The sequence below is a fragment of the Borrelia sp. P9F1 genome, from assembly GCF_030436115.1.
Lineage (GTDB): Bacteria > Spirochaetota > Spirochaetia > Borreliales > Borreliaceae > Borrelia.
The window spans coordinates 1-15597 of sequence record NZ_CP129413.1 but is presented as its reverse complement, the minus strand read 5'-3'; the positions used below and the strand labels follow the sequence as shown (position 1 = coordinate 15597).

Sequence of the window (15597 nt, the reverse complement as noted above, 5' to 3'; positions counted from 1 at the left end):
AAATGATATAATATGGGATCTATTATTATGATAGAGGTAGAAGAAATTGAAATTAATGATTAAAGTGTTAATGTTGTTTGGTTTAGAGAGTAGCATTGTCTCATGCAAGCTGTATGATGAAATACTTGAGAAGATGGAAGATTCCTTAAAAAGCAAAGATGGTTCTTCAGAAAGCAATGAAGCAAGTGTTAAATCTTTTGACGGTAAAAAGGCTGATATTGAGACTGGGGTAAAAGACAGTGGTAGAAGTGGGAGTGAGGCTCAAAGTTTAAATGATGCTGGAGAAAGTGTACAAGGGAAAAAAGCTGTTGATGGAAGAGGCATCGGTGGTGTCGAAGAGATAAAACAGGAGTTAGATGGACTTAAAGACGACATTATTGCAGAGAATGTAGATGATGGCAACTTGAATAAAGAACAAGCAGATTTTGCGTCTAATTCATTTGCAAATGAAATTAAGGATTCCGAGAATATTAAAAAGCAATCTGAGACTCAGTTAAAAGAGGTTGATAAGTTATATAGGGAATTAAGCAGAACAAAAGCAAGACTTGATGAGATGAAGGTTACAATTGAGAAAGCTTACTCTTATTTAGAGAGCGCAAGAAAAAATGGAAATATTTCCGTTAATAGACAACGATTGCCTGATTTAGACAGAACAATTAAGAAGGTTAAAACTAGTAAAACTGCAGTAGAACAAGTAGAGTATAATACTGCTAGTCTTGCCATTGGAGCACGCTAAAAATAACTTTGAGGGAGCTGTTCTGGAAGCTGATAATGTTTTAAGAGAAATAAAAAGGGAACAGCACGCATACATATGGCATTACTATCCAAATGCAAAGAAGTTAATAAAGACCGCAGAAGATATACTTAAGAAGGCTAAGGAACAGCAGGATAAACTTAATTCTAGAATGAAGCAAGTAGAGAAGGATTTTACCGAATTGGAGAAAATATATAAAGAATTTAAAAACTAACCTCAACTATTAAAAGAAAGAGAAACAAAAGCGAGCTTTCCTAGAGGGTAGCTTCCTTTTTGTTATCTCGTTTAGAACAAAAAAATTCTTGACCCCATGATCGTGAATATACCCTTAGGTCTCTTTGTTACGGTTATGATACAACCCAGTACAGCAAAGTTTATCATGGAAGGCATATCTAACCACAAATTCCTTGTAAAGAGCATAAGTTCTGTTATGTAAAAATGAGTCCTTTAAATTTAGAGACAAAGAAGTGTTAAGGATATGAATACAAACGTTAATAATCTCACTAATAAGTTTTATTGTTTCCAAAACAAAATATGCCTTCTAAAAATTCAAACATTTAGTAATAGTTACAAAAACATAATTATATTATAATGATTCTAAATTAGGAGGATTAAATGATTAGAATGATTATATTTTTACTATTTATATTAGTGTTGTCTTGCAACCAATCTGGCCTATCTGAGGAAGGAGAAAGCCCTGATGCTGAAACACCGGTTGCATCCAAGTCTAGTGAGAGTGAAGAAAGCCCTGATGCTGAAACACCGGTTGCATCCAAGTCTAGTGAGGGTGCCATTACAAATGATTATAAAGATGTAAGCAATACTCCAAATATTAAACCCCAACTTGACTTAATGGACAAGAGAGTAAATGAACTAAGCCAAAAAATAATACAAGATGTAAAAGCAGCAAAGAACACTGGCATTACCACTCAAGAAAAGGTTAAGACTGCAAACAAACTTCGCAAGACCGTTCACGAACTAGCAGTTTCACTCGATATTATAGCAAAACTGAAGGAAGTAGATAAAGCACCAAGTGTCACAAAAATAGATGCAACAATAAAGACCACCTTAGATAACACAAAAAACGATTTACCAGAGAGTACAAACGATTCTTCATCAATTGATTCAAGAATTGAGGCTCTAAGAACATTTTACAATACTCTTCTCATCGAAAAGTACAATTTAGTTCAAAGTATGTCTGCATATATTCCAAACAAGTAATGACTCTTATTCCTTGTAGAATTGGAAAAAGTAATAAACAATAAACCACTCTAAAAGACAATAGAGTGGCTTTTATTTTCAATTATTATCTCTTATTTAGACTATAATTAGTTAGTCTTGGCTCCCGTGGAATCTATATTAATTATTTGTTGATGATATTCACAATAAATAATATAGGACAGTGTGTCTTTGATCTATTTCTTTTATACTGCCTCCTGCTACAGAGCAATGTACACATCGAGAATTAAATATTAGGCCTAATATTTTGCAAGAATGCTTCTGCATATCCATTGATATCTAAACCTGTATTTCTATTCACCGATTATATTTATATGCAAATATTTATCAAGGGATTTTGTTTCATCAATAAATTTATTGACCAAATTATTAGTACTTATATTTTATTCTCTAGTATCTCTTTTAGGCATAACAAAGCTCTCTTGCAATAAGTAAATCTCGCTAGTATAAAACTATTACGACCTTCTAAGCCGTAGCCATCGTGCTCATTAAACAAAAAAAATTTAAGTCAAAGATAGCTTTTGCTTTTAATGAGAATTAGCTATAAGCATATCCTTATCCACTAACGCAATGGTGTATTATAACATTGCTTCGATTATCTCTCCCTTATTTAAGAAAATGGAATGGTAACAAGGAAGCATAACATAATCCTTAAATCAATCATTTTATTCTCTATCCTATAGTTTGTTCGTTTTGCTGTTGGTTGTAACAGTTAACTAAAAACAGGAAAATAGCATAGAATGAAGCGAATAAAATAAACACATATTACTTCAATCGTGGCATTATACTATTAGCCAGATAATAGACAATCTTGAGCATGTATGCTAATGAACCCCTATGCTTCAATTCTTTACAATTAAACAACAATACCTTCACTTATATACCAACATATCCCCAAATTTATCTTTAAATACGTAAGAAACATAACCGATGCGGGTACGCCTACTCCTACTGTCGAATAAATCAGATATATTACTGTCCTAATATCACTCTTAGTCGCTTTCCTATCTCTTTAATCTCAATTATGGGATCGCTTCTTGCTGTACATATATTAGTCTCTAGCTTGTCTATCTTGATCTCTAACTGTAGCTTAATGCTTATGGCATCCAATAGTCTTAAGGCTACTGTTTGCCTTAAAGGATTTATCAAAAGCTATCTGCCTTAACCCAGACAGACCCCTGGAAGTGCAGCAGTAGATAAGCTACCTTCTGCCTGCACAAACTAAAAACTCATAAAAACTCATATGATGCGAAAATATCAGCGACCGTTACAAGATCGCTGATATTAAACTTAGCGCTGCCTTGAAGAATGCAAAGCATATAATCACCGCTATCAAACATAAGCGGAATAATAGTCTATAGATCGATACTTGGAATTCGCATTTTTGTATTTATCGTAGTAAACAAATTCATGAGTGTACAATCCTGCGCTATTAGTAGAGCCTTCGATCTTAAGTGTTGGAATATGTCTAGCCTCTAGCCTAAATCTCGCCTCGGCAGTACTTAAAGACTCACCATATGGCTAACCAATGTTTCTTTGAAATACTCTTGATACTTATTAAAATCTTGACTTGTGGGTGCTACCCCACTGCTAAACTTCATACCTTAACCCTTTAACCTAAAATCTTCTCCACTAACTTGAAACTTTAACCCTAAACCATTACCACTAATCTTAAGATAATGGATAATTCTTAGGTAGGGTCTTAGCGTCAGTTAGTTTGAGCACTGAGATTAAATTAGGATTTTCTACCTTCAGTTGTCCAATAAGACTAAATTGTGCATAGTGCTGTCCATTAATCCCACCCCTCTCTTGGTAGTACCTTCTAGCAAACTGCCCGTTACAAAATCTTGCCCTCTCATAACTACCCGATTTAGTTCCATCGTAGAGGAAATTCCTCAGTCCTACACTCTTTGAGTAAACATCAGTACTTCGTGCGTAATGCAGTAAGTATATGTATCCATCATAAGTACTATCCTCAGGCAACTGAAAAATAAATGGCTCTATTCCTAATGCTACTTTTAAAAGAGCTGCCTCATCAAATTCAGGGATCCTGTAAATCTCCATTCGCTTCTGAATTCCCTTATCAGATGCAATAAGCGCACCAGCGGTCTTAGCAGTCATTGCTATTCTGTTAGGTTGCAAGCTCATCTTGGATCTGGCCTCTTTAAGTTTGCTAATAAAGTCATCTGTTGTCTTAAGCTCAACGGGAGTTGATTTTGTATGTACCTCATTCATACCCTTAAGAAGATAATCACGATGTACCACCTCAGCTAAATTTTGCATAACTATCTTCTCAGCTTGCTTTATGGCCTCCTCATCTCTATAATCAATATCACCAAAAGACCGCTCAAGACTGTATCCTGTAAGCAAAAAGGTGCCTTTAGCCAAACCGTCTTTTAATTGCTTAGGATCTGATGAGAATGATGCAAGCTCACTACTATCCTGCTTATCCTGCATAGCATACAAGGCAAGGGTACCTCCCTTCTGGTTAACAGGAGTTTTTAAAAAAAGCCCCTCTATTACATCAAGATAAGGATTATCAAAATACTTATCCGCTATCAATCTTTCCCTATAAAGCGGGTTATTAAAACTAATACTAAAATTATTCTTACTAGACACTCTCTTCTATCTCCTCTATCTTGTCCTCTATTCTAATTCTGTCTTTATTCTTACTCGTAAAATCATCCTCAGCTTCTGTAAAGCTTACGAATCCATTTTGCTTCTGGTGTAATTTAATTTTTGCAATAAGATCTTTGTAAGAAGTAATGTAATCAGCTACAACATCCCTCTTTGATTCCCGCCGCGATAGCCTAGCGAAATTTTGATTAAAAGTTTCCATACGATTAGTTAACTTCTCAATATAAGCTAAACTGGCTCTGTCTATGACCTTATCCGCACTAGCATCTTCAGCACCCGTTACTTTATCTGCAATAGCTTCTATGATGCTACCCAGGGCATCTGCTATCTTGTCTCCTATCCGCTCTGCAAACTGCGCACAATATTGGTTCTCAATTTGCTATGCATTCTGCACAGCCTGCTTCCCTTCTCTATTCTCCTCACTCATAAATCCTCCTTTTGTATTTATGTTTAAACTTAAAAATTTCTTAAGTCTTGAATGAAATAAGATATTAACCCTATCCTTGCTAAGGAATACTCCTTCGTTTAAATAGCTGTCACTGGGCACGAATTTCCTCTTAAGTCTCTTAACTAGATTCTTCTCAGATACCCTAGCTATATCTACTGCTGGAATGTCACTGCCCAGTATGGCCATACCACCCAGGGAACGATTATCTGTCTCCTGATTCTGCTCGTCCTTAAGATAAAATCCACCACTACATCCCTGTTTTAATGCTAGAAATATATCTAGACTACCCAAACACTCATTATCAAATCCCCAAGCCTGCCTTAATTCTCTAGACATCTTCTCCAGCCTCCCTACCTCTCATTCTTGTAACAAATTCTTTGCTTGCCTTACATCCAATGCCTGCACCAAAAAACCCAACTCCACTTGCAAGCGCCACAGAAGTTATCTGTGGTACCTCACCACAGATAATCAACGCAACTATAGATATCACGATGGCAAAGCTCACGCATAAATATGCGAGTATGATCCCATGCGCAGCTATTATCTTCGTTTGTGATTTCTTCTGATTTGTATGATTTTCATGACTTCTATCCCAGGACTGCACTTACAACCACCCCAAAAGCTTAAGTAATCCAAAAAGAGCAGTAGCAACAGCTGAGACCTTTACAATGAATGTTCCGATATTATTAAATGTGTTAAGCGAAATGTTTGTTTTCTTAATTGCCTCTATTTCTTTAAATAGCTTACTGTAGTAGGCATGGGTCATCCTCTCTTGCCTATCCATTTTGATATTAAAAGTTTTCTTAAATCATCAATTTCTTCTCTAGATCTCTCTACTCTTCCAATAAGTCCATTGCCATTTTTACTCAGATCAGGATTAAACCCTAAATATGTCCGTATGTAGGACACCTGCTCCGCAAAATCCTTAATATCATCTCTGCTCTTAGCGTATTCCAATGCTCAAATAGGTCTACTGTTATGAACGATTACGGCTTTAAACTAGCTCTGTAATAATGATTGATCTCGCGGTTGTAACACAGAATGACCTCTTTGTCAAGCTAATGGTGGCTTTGCTTTCTATGTTATTAACTGGAAATTATGGCTACACCACAAAACGATAATTAAGAACTATTTTGATTGCTCAAGTCTACTCAGAGATTATCATTCTCATTTGTCATACAATCGTTATCATTGTTCTTAAGTCTGCAATAGGCTTTTGTAAACAATTCTTACATCGACTTCATACTCTAGCAACAAAACGCATGCTCCTCTCCTCAATAAAACAACCAAGACGCTTAAATCTTATTATCGAGAAATAAGGTATGATCATATATTTAGTAAAAAGGCTTAATTTATACTATACAAATAATAACTTTTAGTCAACAAAAAATCTGTAATGCTGATTTTACTTAAAAAACATTACATTTCAAATATCAATATAATAAAAGAAACATTTAGTAGAAAGGACGGTAACAATATGTTAATCACAAATAATCACAAAATTATATTATTTACTTGTAGTGAAATAAAAAATATCTTTGAGTCTATTTATGGGCTAAACTACAGTAAAAGCTTTATCTCTAAGACATTTATAGAAATAGACGCATGTATAAGAGTTGGAATACCAGACTATATTGCCGAAGAATTTATTCAATACTTATTCTTTAAAAAAAGTCAAGATTTACCAAGCATAAAGATAAAGATTGCGAAAAGAAAGGAGGAGATACTACATGATATTGACCCTGAATTATTAGAATTAGGGTTGCTAGCCCAGAAAGCAAAAAATAAAAAAGGCTTTTTAAGCAATAAAGAGAGAAGAGCAAAAAGAATAGAGAGGAAACTAATCGAAATAGAGATACTTGAAAGAATAAGGAAAAAAAAGTGCCTATTTTGTAAATACGATAAAATTTTTAAGAAGTTTGACTCCGCAAGTAATGATGCAGATATAAGCAGAATAGAAGATTTAATTGATAATTTACTTAACATTATGTAATAATATACAAATTATTATAAATATTACATAATCAGCTGGTTGACATTATTAATGATATTAATATATATTTTTGCTATGATAGTGAATATTTTAAGTCTTCTAAAAAAGAGTATAAAAAAAATCAAGCAGGCCCACACCTGCTCTCTTTTAGAATTTAAAAATTTGAATTATAATTAATTCATAAAAATTAACTGAAGGTATCATAAGCCACCCGATCAAGAAAAGCTTATAGATACCCCAAAGGATACTAGAAATGTTATACCAAAACGCTTACTTTTTCAAGAACTCCACAAAGGCTAAGGAGACATTACTTGCTAGAATTATTAAGAAGAGCAGAAAGGCTACCAGCTTCGTTAAATCAGTCACCATTGATTACGTAAAATCACGAGTGGTTCGAACACAAATGCGAATTAGGCGGGGGTGTACGATCTGTTGGGCTATTGAGATGAATAATACACAATATTTCGAATCGGGTAGTCTTAAGCACTACTCAGCAGGTGACATTCATAGAATGGTTAATGCCTGCCTTGTCAAAGACGGCCTCAAACCTGCTTCTTCTCGTACACTCAGAGGTGATATTAAGGTGTTAAAGGACTTAGGTCTCATTAAAGCCGTAATTCAACCTTTAGGTGAAGGAAATGGCAGCTTCGCATTTTATGTCATCAACTGGAAATTATGGAGAAACTACAAAACGATAATTAAAAACTATTTTGAACAAAAACTTATTAATGACTTTGCTGATAAGAGAATAAAGGGCTCTTTTGAAGAGAAAATCGACAGCATAGTCTTTAATGATGCTGTTGAGATCGAATCAGAAGAAACACAAGCAGTAAGCAAAGAGATACAAGACGTTGGGAACAAAACAGAAACGCTTTGCACGCCCTTGAAAAAACCCTTTATAAAAACTGAACAAGTGGTTGGGAACAAAACAGAAACAAGCGGCGAGCCCTCTAAAACAATTGAACAGTATGAAGATGACATATTGTCAAATGCCTCCCCACAAAATGCCGCCCCTATACCTAAAGGTATAGTAAGCTTTAATAATAATAAGAATTCTAAGAAAACGATTTTAAAAAAATACAATAAAGAGCCTAGTTCTAATAAAGTAGGTGCCGCTTTTGGGTGCATCGGGATTTACAAGAAGAGTTCTTACGAGAAGAAAGACAGGAAAGATATTAGAAAAACTATCGATGAGAAAAAGGTGGAGCTTATCAGCAAATCGGTTGGGAAGATATATCTTAAAGCTAGTAGCTTTAAGAACAATGACAATAGGCAGGATAGGCTACCTTTACAAGCGCCGCCACGCTGCCCCGCGCCGCCTGCCCGCAAGGAAGCATACAAAAGGAGTTATGAGGAGCATATGGAGTGCAATCTAGCGCACAATTATAGAATCAATAAGTATACTCTTGCTAGAATATGGCTTTCGAGTAACAATGTAGCAACGCACAGGAACGCCTTGCGTAACCTTGAGTCTAGCTTGATCTATGCTCGTGATTATTCTACAGATGATGTAGCTGAGTACTACACACAGCAATTTACACAGGTTTACAGTCATAAGGTTTGGATGTTAAACCCTAACACAGACAATTCGAATGATTTTTACAATTTTTGGGGTACCTTCATGGATAAGTATTGGAATAAGTACAAACAACAGGAGCTCTTAAGCAGAAGGGTTTACTCTGATGGGTATGGCAATCTCCGTGAGATTGATTCTAGTGGCAGGTTTAAGGACTCAGGTGCAAGGCCTTTGAGTGTGTTTTTGGATAAATTTAGACAAGGTATTAACATTAACAAGGAGGTGGTATCATGAGTGGTGGTAAGGTTCAGCTTAGTCGAGAGGAAAGGATAGTTCATGCTATGCTACGCAATCAGACTCATCTGATGAGGAATGCTGATTATTTTTATGAACACAAAAAGGGTCTTGAATATGGCAGCAATCCACACGAGGTATTCAATAGAACAGGCACTAAGAAATTATATCGTCTTCTTGAGAGGAGTCGACGAAACTTCAAGAAGTATTTAAAGAAGCACGGAGATGGGCGTGGATCCTGCTGAGGTTTATGATGAATGGAAAATAGGCAGGTTTGATTCAGACAGGCTTAGCGAGGTTTTATACAAAATTTGCGATACTAGACCTTAGTCTTGTGAGGATATGGCAGTGAAAAAAGGGGCGTGTTTATGAAGATGTTTGAAAAACTTAGTGCTTTATTAAAGCCTAAAGACAAGGAAATTGAGGATGCTGTGCTACCGCCTGATGTAGCACCAGAGGCCTGCCTACAAGTAGATGTCCCAAAGCAGCAGGCTGCAAAAAAGAAGAGGGGACGACCTCCTTTAAATCTTACTGAGGAGGAGCGGAAAGAGAGGCGAAAATTAATTCATAAGAAGTCTACTATTAAGAACAAGGAGAAGATTAAGGCGTATCAGGCTAAGAACAATAGGAAAGAGTATTATAAAGAGTATCAGAGGGTGTATCGAGATAAGAATAGGGATAAGATACGAGCGAAGTCAAAAGAGTACTCAAGAGAGTACTATTACAAGGACATTGAAGGCAATAGGGGGTATCATAGGGAGTGGTATAAGAAAAATAGAGAAGCTATTATAGAGAAAAACAAAGCTTATCTTAAGGAGCATCCCGAGGTAGTAGCTAAGGCTAACCATAGATATTATTATGCAAACCAAGAAGAACTCAAGCGTAAGAGAAGGGAAAAGTATGCAAATCAGAAGTTGGAAGCACAGCAATGATTGACAGGGTAGAATGTATTAGTTTTGTGTTACTTGACAGGATTATGCTGGCAGGGTTTAGTAATGTAGGTTTGTTGCAATATTGATTAGTTAAAATAAGTTTAATAAGACATTTCCTTAAGACAATTGTTCACAAATAATCTTAAGTTATGCGATCCATTTCTATTTAGAAATATCTAGTTCTATTTGAAAAGTAACATTTATATATTTAAGAAATCCAATTCTATTTAAAAATAGATATCTCTGTTTAAATATATTTAAAAGTATTCAATTCTATTTGAATAAATTAGCTTTATGAAGGTCTATTAACGGGTTTTAAGGCATGGCTAGTTCTATTTGATAATATTTAGGTTCTATTTAAGAAAGTTAGACTATCAATTTTAAAGAGCCCATACATAGGGATCTTAAATACGAAGAGATACGTTTGTAATTAGATAGTTAATTGATTTTAAGTAAATGTGAATTTTTAAAAAAAGTTGACAAAACAAATAAAAAGAGATACAATAAAGATAACTTAAGAAAGGAGTAAAAAATGACGACTTTAGAAATAAAAGGACTTCTCTTAGGAAGTGATTGCGACAACAACAGCAGCGATACTTGCGATAAAACACAAGTACCAGCTGCCATCAATAATGATTATAACATAAATGGTTATAACATAAGAAGCATTTTATTAGAATTTAAGAAATATGAAGAGTTAAAAAGAGCCCAATTAATTGTGGATATAAAAAGAAGAATAAGTGAGTTTAATGGGTGGGTAGCAAGCCTTGAGGAGGATCAATACAGATTCATATCAAGTATTAGATCAAAAAAGTTTAATTCTTCATATCATGATTTGACATATGTGTGTGAATACTTAAGCTTATATATAAAGAGTAAATTTGAATATTATGCTACTTATTTATTTAGAAATGAAATTTATTTAACAAGCTTTAGAGATAAATTTAAGCTAATGTTTGCTTATTTATTTAATAGAAGTAAATACAGGACTAGAGTGCTGGATATGATTTTAAAAGAAAGGTTAGTACTCGAGCATATTGGGATTTGTATTGCAAACTTTGATATTTCTTTTAAAAAAGTAAAGAAAAGCATCTCTAATTTTAGAAGAAGGGGAGTATAGATGAGTAAGGAAGTGGGTAGTAGAAGTCAGTTGGGTATATTGGATAAATTAAAGTTTGATATTCAGTTTATATACATGAATTTCATCAAGATAGTAGGTGTATTATTTCTCGTTAGCTTTAATATATTAAATTCATATAACGGATTTATTGTTTATTCAAGCGAGCACCTAACACGAGAACAGAGGTTGCTTTATCTAGGATTTACTATCGTTGTAATAGTAGTGCCCACTATTATATTTCATAAGATGTTGTATTTACTTAATGAATATAGGAAGCAGAAGCAAACGGGTAGTGTAACTGCTATGTCTAGTGGACATAGCAGTTTTGTGGGTGTAATGCTCGTTATTGCGTTTGTGACTCAATTAGCTAGTACATGGGGTAGTTATGAGAACTTTTTTCAATTGTTTTTCAGTTCAGAGCTTCGTGAGGTTAAGCAACAACAATTAAGTGTTATTGAGGACTCAAGAGCAGCTACGGAAGCTAAGAAGAAAATATTGAATCAAAACATAGATATGTTAAGGAGACAAATTGAGTCTAATATAGCAACAATTGAGTCAGTCAAGATTAAGAACTTGTCATTGTATCATGATCACAAGACTAAGAAGGCAGAGTATGAGCAGTATATTAAGAATACACGCCATGAGAATAAGGAATTGGAAATACAGATAAATAGGTATTTCGAAGAGATTGAAGAACTTGATATTAAACTTCATAAAACTATTAAAGATAGCGATGTGGGTAGTAAGTATGGTATTCATGCGTTATTCTTAAGACCGGACTTGTTTGCAAGTGATTATGCATACACAAAATATTTAATGTCTTATTTATTGTTGTTGTGCTCCTTTGCATTAGATGTGGCCTTTTGTATTTTTGTTTATCATATATCTAGTTTGTACAAGGAAGAGTATTTAGCTAGATTGTCCAAATTGGTTGAATGCACGCCTAGCAAGGAGATAGCCAGAGTTGAAAAACCAGTAGTAAGTAGAATAGGAAAACCTTTAAGTATTGTTGCTAAGCTTAAGGTAAGTAAAGCTGACTTTAAATCAGTTCCAGTGGATGTGTACAAGACACTAGACTTTTTTATCAATAACACTCAAGAGGATAGTAGGGTGCTTAAAAAGATTGAGGATATTTCTCAACAGACAGAGCTTTCAATTCATCATATCCGTAAGGGTATTGCAAAGTTGCTTGAATATAATCTACTTCATAAGAAGCACAGATCTTTTGTTCTAAATTACGATTTAATAGGTAAGTTAGTTGATGATATTAATAATGATGCGGGTGATAGGAGTGAGGTAGCCAAGCTTAAGAAGGCTATTAAGACACAATTTGCTTTTGTCTCAACAGTTTCTAGTGTGTCTATTTTAACCAAATTATTATAATTAAATTGGATCTTAAGGAGATAAATTATGAATGAAAATGTAGTAACACAACCTGCAGGTTTTACAGAAAACCTCGATAAGAAAGTAGCAGGTAACACAAATTCTGTTGTTGGAAGGATTGAAATGTCATTTGTTGAGTATTCAAGTATGAACTATCAATCATTGACTAGACAAATAGATGGATTAGAAAAGCAAATAGTTGGACTTAAGGAGAATATGGCTACCAATTTTGCAGCAGTGGATACCAAGTTTGCAGCAGTAGAAAAGGAAATAGTTGGACTTAAGGAGAATATGGATACCAATTTTGCAGCAGTGGATAAGCAGTTTGCAGCAGTGGATAAGCAGTTTGCAGCAGTGGATAAGCAGTTTGCAGCAGTGGACAAGCAAATAGACGGACTTGAGAAGCAAATGAATACTAAAATTGATGGACTTGAGAAGCAAATGAATGCCAGATTTGAAAGCATAGAGGTCAAGATTGATAAATATAACCGAACCCTTGCTATTTTTGTACCAATAGCAGCAATAGTGCTGCCAATTATCGTAAATAAACTAATGGCATATTTGGGTTTATAATCTTTTAATTTTAAAAAAGCTATTAAGACACAATTTGCTTTTGTCTGGACAGTTTCTAGTGTGTCTATCTTAACCAAATTATTATAATTAAGGGGGGTGTAGAATGAGTAATGGTGTGTTAGATATTGATTTGGATACAAACAAAACTTTAAATCAATTGGAAGGTCTTAGTGGTTTATCTGTTAATGAAAAGGGTGTTGCTATATTACTAGTTGAGAATACTAAATCATATTTTATTGCATTAAAAAGCGATATTAAAGCGCTTGAGAAGGGGATGGATATTAAATTTGATGCGGTAAACCAACGAATAGATGGTCTTGAGAAGGAAATGGTAGGGCTTGAGAAGCGAATGGACACTAGAATTGATAGTCTTGAGAAGCGAATGGATGCTAAGATTGATGGACTTGAGAAGCGAATGGATATCAAGTTTGCAGCAGTGGATAAGCAGTTTGAAGCAGTGGATAAGCAGTTTGTAGGACTTGAGAAGCAAATGAATACTAGATTTGAAAGTATAGAAGTCAAGATTGATAAATACAACCGAACCCTTGCTATTTTTGTACCAATAGCAGCAATAGTGCTGCCAATTATCGTAAATAAATTAATGGCATATTTTGGTTTGTAATCTTTTAAGTTTTAATTTCGAAAAGTAAAGTCAAGGTAAAAGCCTTGACTTTTTATTGTGATAATTTTTATTTAAAGTGATTATAAGAATAATAGTAATTCTAGTTTAGATCAAAACAAATAATTCTTAAAGATAAACCAATAATATTAAGGAAGCACACAGCAATAAACATATAAGTATATACTTAATACTAATTTTATAAGTATACAAGTATACTAAAACCTTAAGTACTTATAAGTACTTAAGGTTTTAGTATACTTGTATACTTATAAAATTAGTATTAAGTATATACTTATATGTTTATTGCTGTGTGCTTCCTTAATATTATTGGTTTATCTTTAAGAATTATTTGTTTTGATCTAAACTAGAATTACTATTATTTTTATGATCACTTTAAATAAAAATTATCACAATAAAAAAGTCAAGGCTTTTACCTTGACTTTACTTTTCAAAATTAAAACTTAAAAGATTACAAACCCAAATATGCCATTAGTTTTGGTATAAATGCAACACCCAAAAGAAATATCAGCGTTACAGATGCCATTAGTATTCTATTGGATTTAGTAAAATCTTTCCTCATTATTGCAAACTCTTTATAAATATTTTGTTCTAAATTATCCATCTTGATATCCATCCCCTTCTCAAGCCCTACTATTTCCTTCTCAAGACCATCTATTCTAGTATTCATTTGTTTCTCAAGCCCTTCTACTTTAGTATCCATATTCTCCTTAAGTCCTACAAACTGCTTATCCACTGCTGCAAAATTGGTAGTCATTTGCTCCTTAAGTCCTACTATTTCCTTTTCTACTGCTGCAAACTTAGTATCCACTGCTGCAAAATTGGTATCCATATTCTCCTTAAGTCCTACTATTTGCTTATCCACCGATTCAAACTTGGTAGTCATTTGCTTCTCAAGTCCTACTATTTGCTTATCCACTGCTGCAAAATTGGTAGTCATTTGCTTCTCAAGTCCTACTATTTCCTTTTCTACTCCATCTATTTGTCTAGTCAATGATTGATAATCCATAATTGGGTAGTCCAAAACTGACCTTTCAATTCTACTACCACCAGCTACAGAATTTGTGTTACCTACTACTTTCTTCTCGAGGTTTTCTGTAAAACCTGCAGGTTGTGTTACTACATTTTCATTCATAATTTATCTCCTTAAAATCTAATTCAATTCCATATTCTAGTTAACAAAGACACATTTGCAAAAATATTAACAAAGCTACAATTCTTCTTAAGTTCACTCTTAATATTGCTTACCTCCATGCTATCACCAGCATTACTATTTATTTCACTTGATAAACTACACATTAAATCAATGTTAAGTATTAAATTCCTATGTTGCCTAAATACAAAATTATGTTTTACTAGTTTTTCTATTTGTTTTCTAATAAAGTAAACTGTTTTTCCGGTCTCTTTAGAGATGGTCTCCACTTTCTTTATTGTTTTACTATCCTGTTCCAAATTTGCAACAATAAAATCAAGTGACTTATACACATCCACAGGTACTGCATTAATATCAAGTTTTCTCGTATTTATTTTCTTTACTATTTTATTGATATTACCATTGTTTAACTTGATATTATTACTATTGTTTATTTTCGGAATGTAATTGCCTATTTCATTCAGTTTTGCTAAATAATCATCCCTATATTTATCAGCTAAATTAAAAGTAAATATAGCAAACACTATATCCAGCACTAGTGAACATAACAAGAGGATATATGCCATAACATACCTTATATTTGTTTTATCAAGACTTGCTATATCGGATTTAAATATCAAAGCGTGTATTCCATATAAATAATTATTACTAGATACTCTATTTTCTACTTGATAATACTCCATAGTCAGTTTATTAAGTTTTTCATATAAATTAGCTAGTTCTAGCTCAAATTGTTTATTTTCCTCCTTTGCTAACTCAATATCATCTAAATACTCCTTCTTTTTTGTTTTAAATGTATAATCAAGACTTAAGTATTTATTTCTACTATCCTCTATCCTTGAAATATTATTCTTAATGTTACTCTTAAGTAATTTGATATTTTCCTTTATACCCTCTTGTTGAATAGCTATATTG

At 33.7% G+C, this 15597-nt stretch carries 20 protein-coding genes; 11 read left to right on the top strand and 9 right to left on the bottom strand.

Annotation, left to right across the window (positions count from 1 at the left end; translation table 11 throughout):
* Nucleotides 1-70 precede the first annotated feature (70 nt).
* The 3 genes from QYZ68_RS05365 (at nucleotide 71) to QYZ68_RS05355 (ending at nucleotide 1975) form a co-directional block, all read left to right on the top strand.
* Nucleotides 71-736 (top strand): hypothetical protein, encoded by a 666-nt coding sequence (locus QYZ68_RS05365; protein WP_301384577.1) that lies wholly within the window; start codon nucleotides 71-73, stop codon nucleotides 734-736.
* Nucleotides 723-968 carry a hypothetical protein gene (locus tag QYZ68_RS05360; RefSeq protein ID WP_301384576.1) on the top strand — a complete coding sequence of 82 codons (246 nt, stop codon included), beginning with the start codon at nucleotides 723-725 and terminating at the stop codon, nucleotides 966-968. Before QYZ68_RS05365 ends, QYZ68_RS05360 begins: the two co-directional genes overlap by 14 nt.
* A gap of 401 nt (nucleotides 969-1369) precedes the next feature.
* On the top strand, nucleotides 1370-1975 hold the full coding sequence (locus QYZ68_RS05355) for a hypothetical protein (RefSeq protein WP_301384575.1): 606 nt from the start codon (nucleotides 1370-1372) through the stop codon (nucleotides 1973-1975).
* Nucleotides 1976-2965: 990 nt separating this feature from the next.
* On the opposite strand, the gene QYZ68_RS05350 is transcribed toward QYZ68_RS05355, so the two are convergent.
* From QYZ68_RS05350 to QYZ68_RS05320, 7 genes are all read right to left on the bottom strand, one after another.
* Nucleotides 2966-3142, bottom strand: coding sequence for a hypothetical protein (locus tag QYZ68_RS05350; RefSeq protein WP_301384574.1), 177 nt, complete (start codon nucleotides 3140-3142; stop codon nucleotides 2966-2968).
* Between the two features lie 522 nt (nucleotides 3143-3664).
* Nucleotides 3665-4612, bottom strand: a complete 948-nt coding sequence (locus QYZ68_RS05345) for a hypothetical protein (protein WP_301384573.1) — start codon at nucleotides 4610-4612, stop codon at nucleotides 3665-3667.
* A complete protein-coding gene (locus QYZ68_RS05340; RefSeq protein WP_301384572.1) occupies nucleotides 4605-4832 on the bottom strand; it encodes a hypothetical protein in 228 nt (75 codons plus the stop codon). Before QYZ68_RS05340 ends, QYZ68_RS05345 begins: the two co-directional genes overlap by 8 nt.
* A 177-nt stretch (nucleotides 4833-5009) precedes the next feature.
* Complete coding sequence (locus QYZ68_RS05335) at nucleotides 5010-5414, bottom strand: hypothetical protein (RefSeq protein ID WP_301384571.1); 405 nt, start codon at nucleotides 5412-5414, stop codon at nucleotides 5010-5012.
* Nucleotides 5407-5682 (bottom strand): hypothetical protein, encoded by a 276-nt coding sequence (locus QYZ68_RS05330; protein ID WP_301384570.1) that lies wholly within the window; start codon nucleotides 5680-5682, stop codon nucleotides 5407-5409. Before QYZ68_RS05330 ends, QYZ68_RS05335 begins: the two co-directional genes overlap by 8 nt.
* The gene (locus QYZ68_RS05325; protein WP_301384569.1) at nucleotides 5683-5844 is read right to left on the bottom strand and encodes a hypothetical protein; all 162 of its coding nucleotides are present in this window, start codon (nucleotides 5842-5844) and stop codon (nucleotides 5683-5685) included.
* Nucleotides 5841-6035: a hypothetical protein gene (locus QYZ68_RS05320; RefSeq protein ID WP_301384568.1), complete on the bottom strand. Its 195-nt coding sequence runs from the start codon at nucleotides 6033-6035 to the stop codon at nucleotides 5841-5843. Before QYZ68_RS05320 ends, QYZ68_RS05325 begins: the two co-directional genes overlap by 4 nt.
* Nucleotides 6036-6474: 439 nt before the next feature.
* Here QYZ68_RS05320 and QYZ68_RS05315 point away from each other — a divergent pair, with 439 nt between their 5' ends.
* The 8 genes from QYZ68_RS05315 (at nucleotide 6475) to QYZ68_RS05280 (ending at nucleotide 13511) form a co-directional block, all read left to right on the top strand.
* Entirely contained in the window at nucleotides 6475-7071 is a 597-nt protein-coding gene (locus tag QYZ68_RS05315) for a hypothetical protein (RefSeq protein WP_301384650.1), read from the top strand.
* 253 nt (nucleotides 7072-7324) lie between these two features.
* Complete coding sequence (locus QYZ68_RS05310; RefSeq protein WP_301384649.1) at nucleotides 7325-8881, top strand: plasmid maintenance protein; 1557 nt, start codon at nucleotides 7325-7327, stop codon at nucleotides 8879-8881.
* Nucleotides 8878-9126, top strand: a complete 249-nt coding sequence (locus QYZ68_RS05305) for a hypothetical protein (protein WP_301384565.1) — start codon at nucleotides 8878-8880, stop codon at nucleotides 9124-9126. The genes QYZ68_RS05310 and QYZ68_RS05305 overlap by 4 nt, the downstream gene beginning before the upstream one ends.
* A 123-nt stretch (nucleotides 9127-9249) precedes the next feature.
* Complete coding sequence (locus QYZ68_RS05300) at nucleotides 9250-9813, top strand: hypothetical protein (RefSeq protein ID WP_301384616.1); 564 nt, start codon at nucleotides 9250-9252, stop codon at nucleotides 9811-9813.
* 532 nt (nucleotides 9814-10345) lie between these two features.
* Nucleotides 10346-10933 carry a hypothetical protein gene (locus QYZ68_RS05295; protein ID WP_301384617.1) on the top strand — a complete coding sequence of 196 codons (588 nt, stop codon included), beginning with the start codon at nucleotides 10346-10348 and terminating at the stop codon, nucleotides 10931-10933.
* Entirely contained in the window at nucleotides 10934-12316 is a 1383-nt protein-coding gene (locus QYZ68_RS05290; protein WP_301384648.1) for a coiled-coil domain-containing protein, read from the top strand.
* Nucleotides 12317-12343: 27 nt separating this feature from the next.
* Nucleotides 12344-12889, top strand: coding sequence for a hypothetical protein (locus tag QYZ68_RS05285; RefSeq protein ID WP_301384647.1), 546 nt, complete (start codon nucleotides 12344-12346; stop codon nucleotides 12887-12889).
* 103 nt (nucleotides 12890-12992) lie between these two features.
* Nucleotides 12993-13511 carry a hypothetical protein gene (locus tag QYZ68_RS05280; RefSeq protein ID WP_301384646.1) on the top strand — a complete coding sequence of 173 codons (519 nt, stop codon included), beginning with the start codon at nucleotides 12993-12995 and terminating at the stop codon, nucleotides 13509-13511.
* A 469-nt stretch (nucleotides 13512-13980) separates the two neighbouring features.
* Here QYZ68_RS05280 and QYZ68_RS05275 read toward each other — a convergent pair whose 3' ends face one another.
* Nucleotides 13981-14664 (bottom strand): hypothetical protein, encoded by a 684-nt coding sequence (locus QYZ68_RS05275; protein ID WP_301384645.1) that lies wholly within the window; start codon nucleotides 14662-14664, stop codon nucleotides 13981-13983.
* A gap of 23 nt (nucleotides 14665-14687) precedes the next feature.
* Nucleotides 14688-15597 (bottom strand): hypothetical protein (locus tag QYZ68_RS05270; RefSeq protein ID WP_301384644.1); only part of this gene is annotated, 910 nt, incomplete at its 5' end.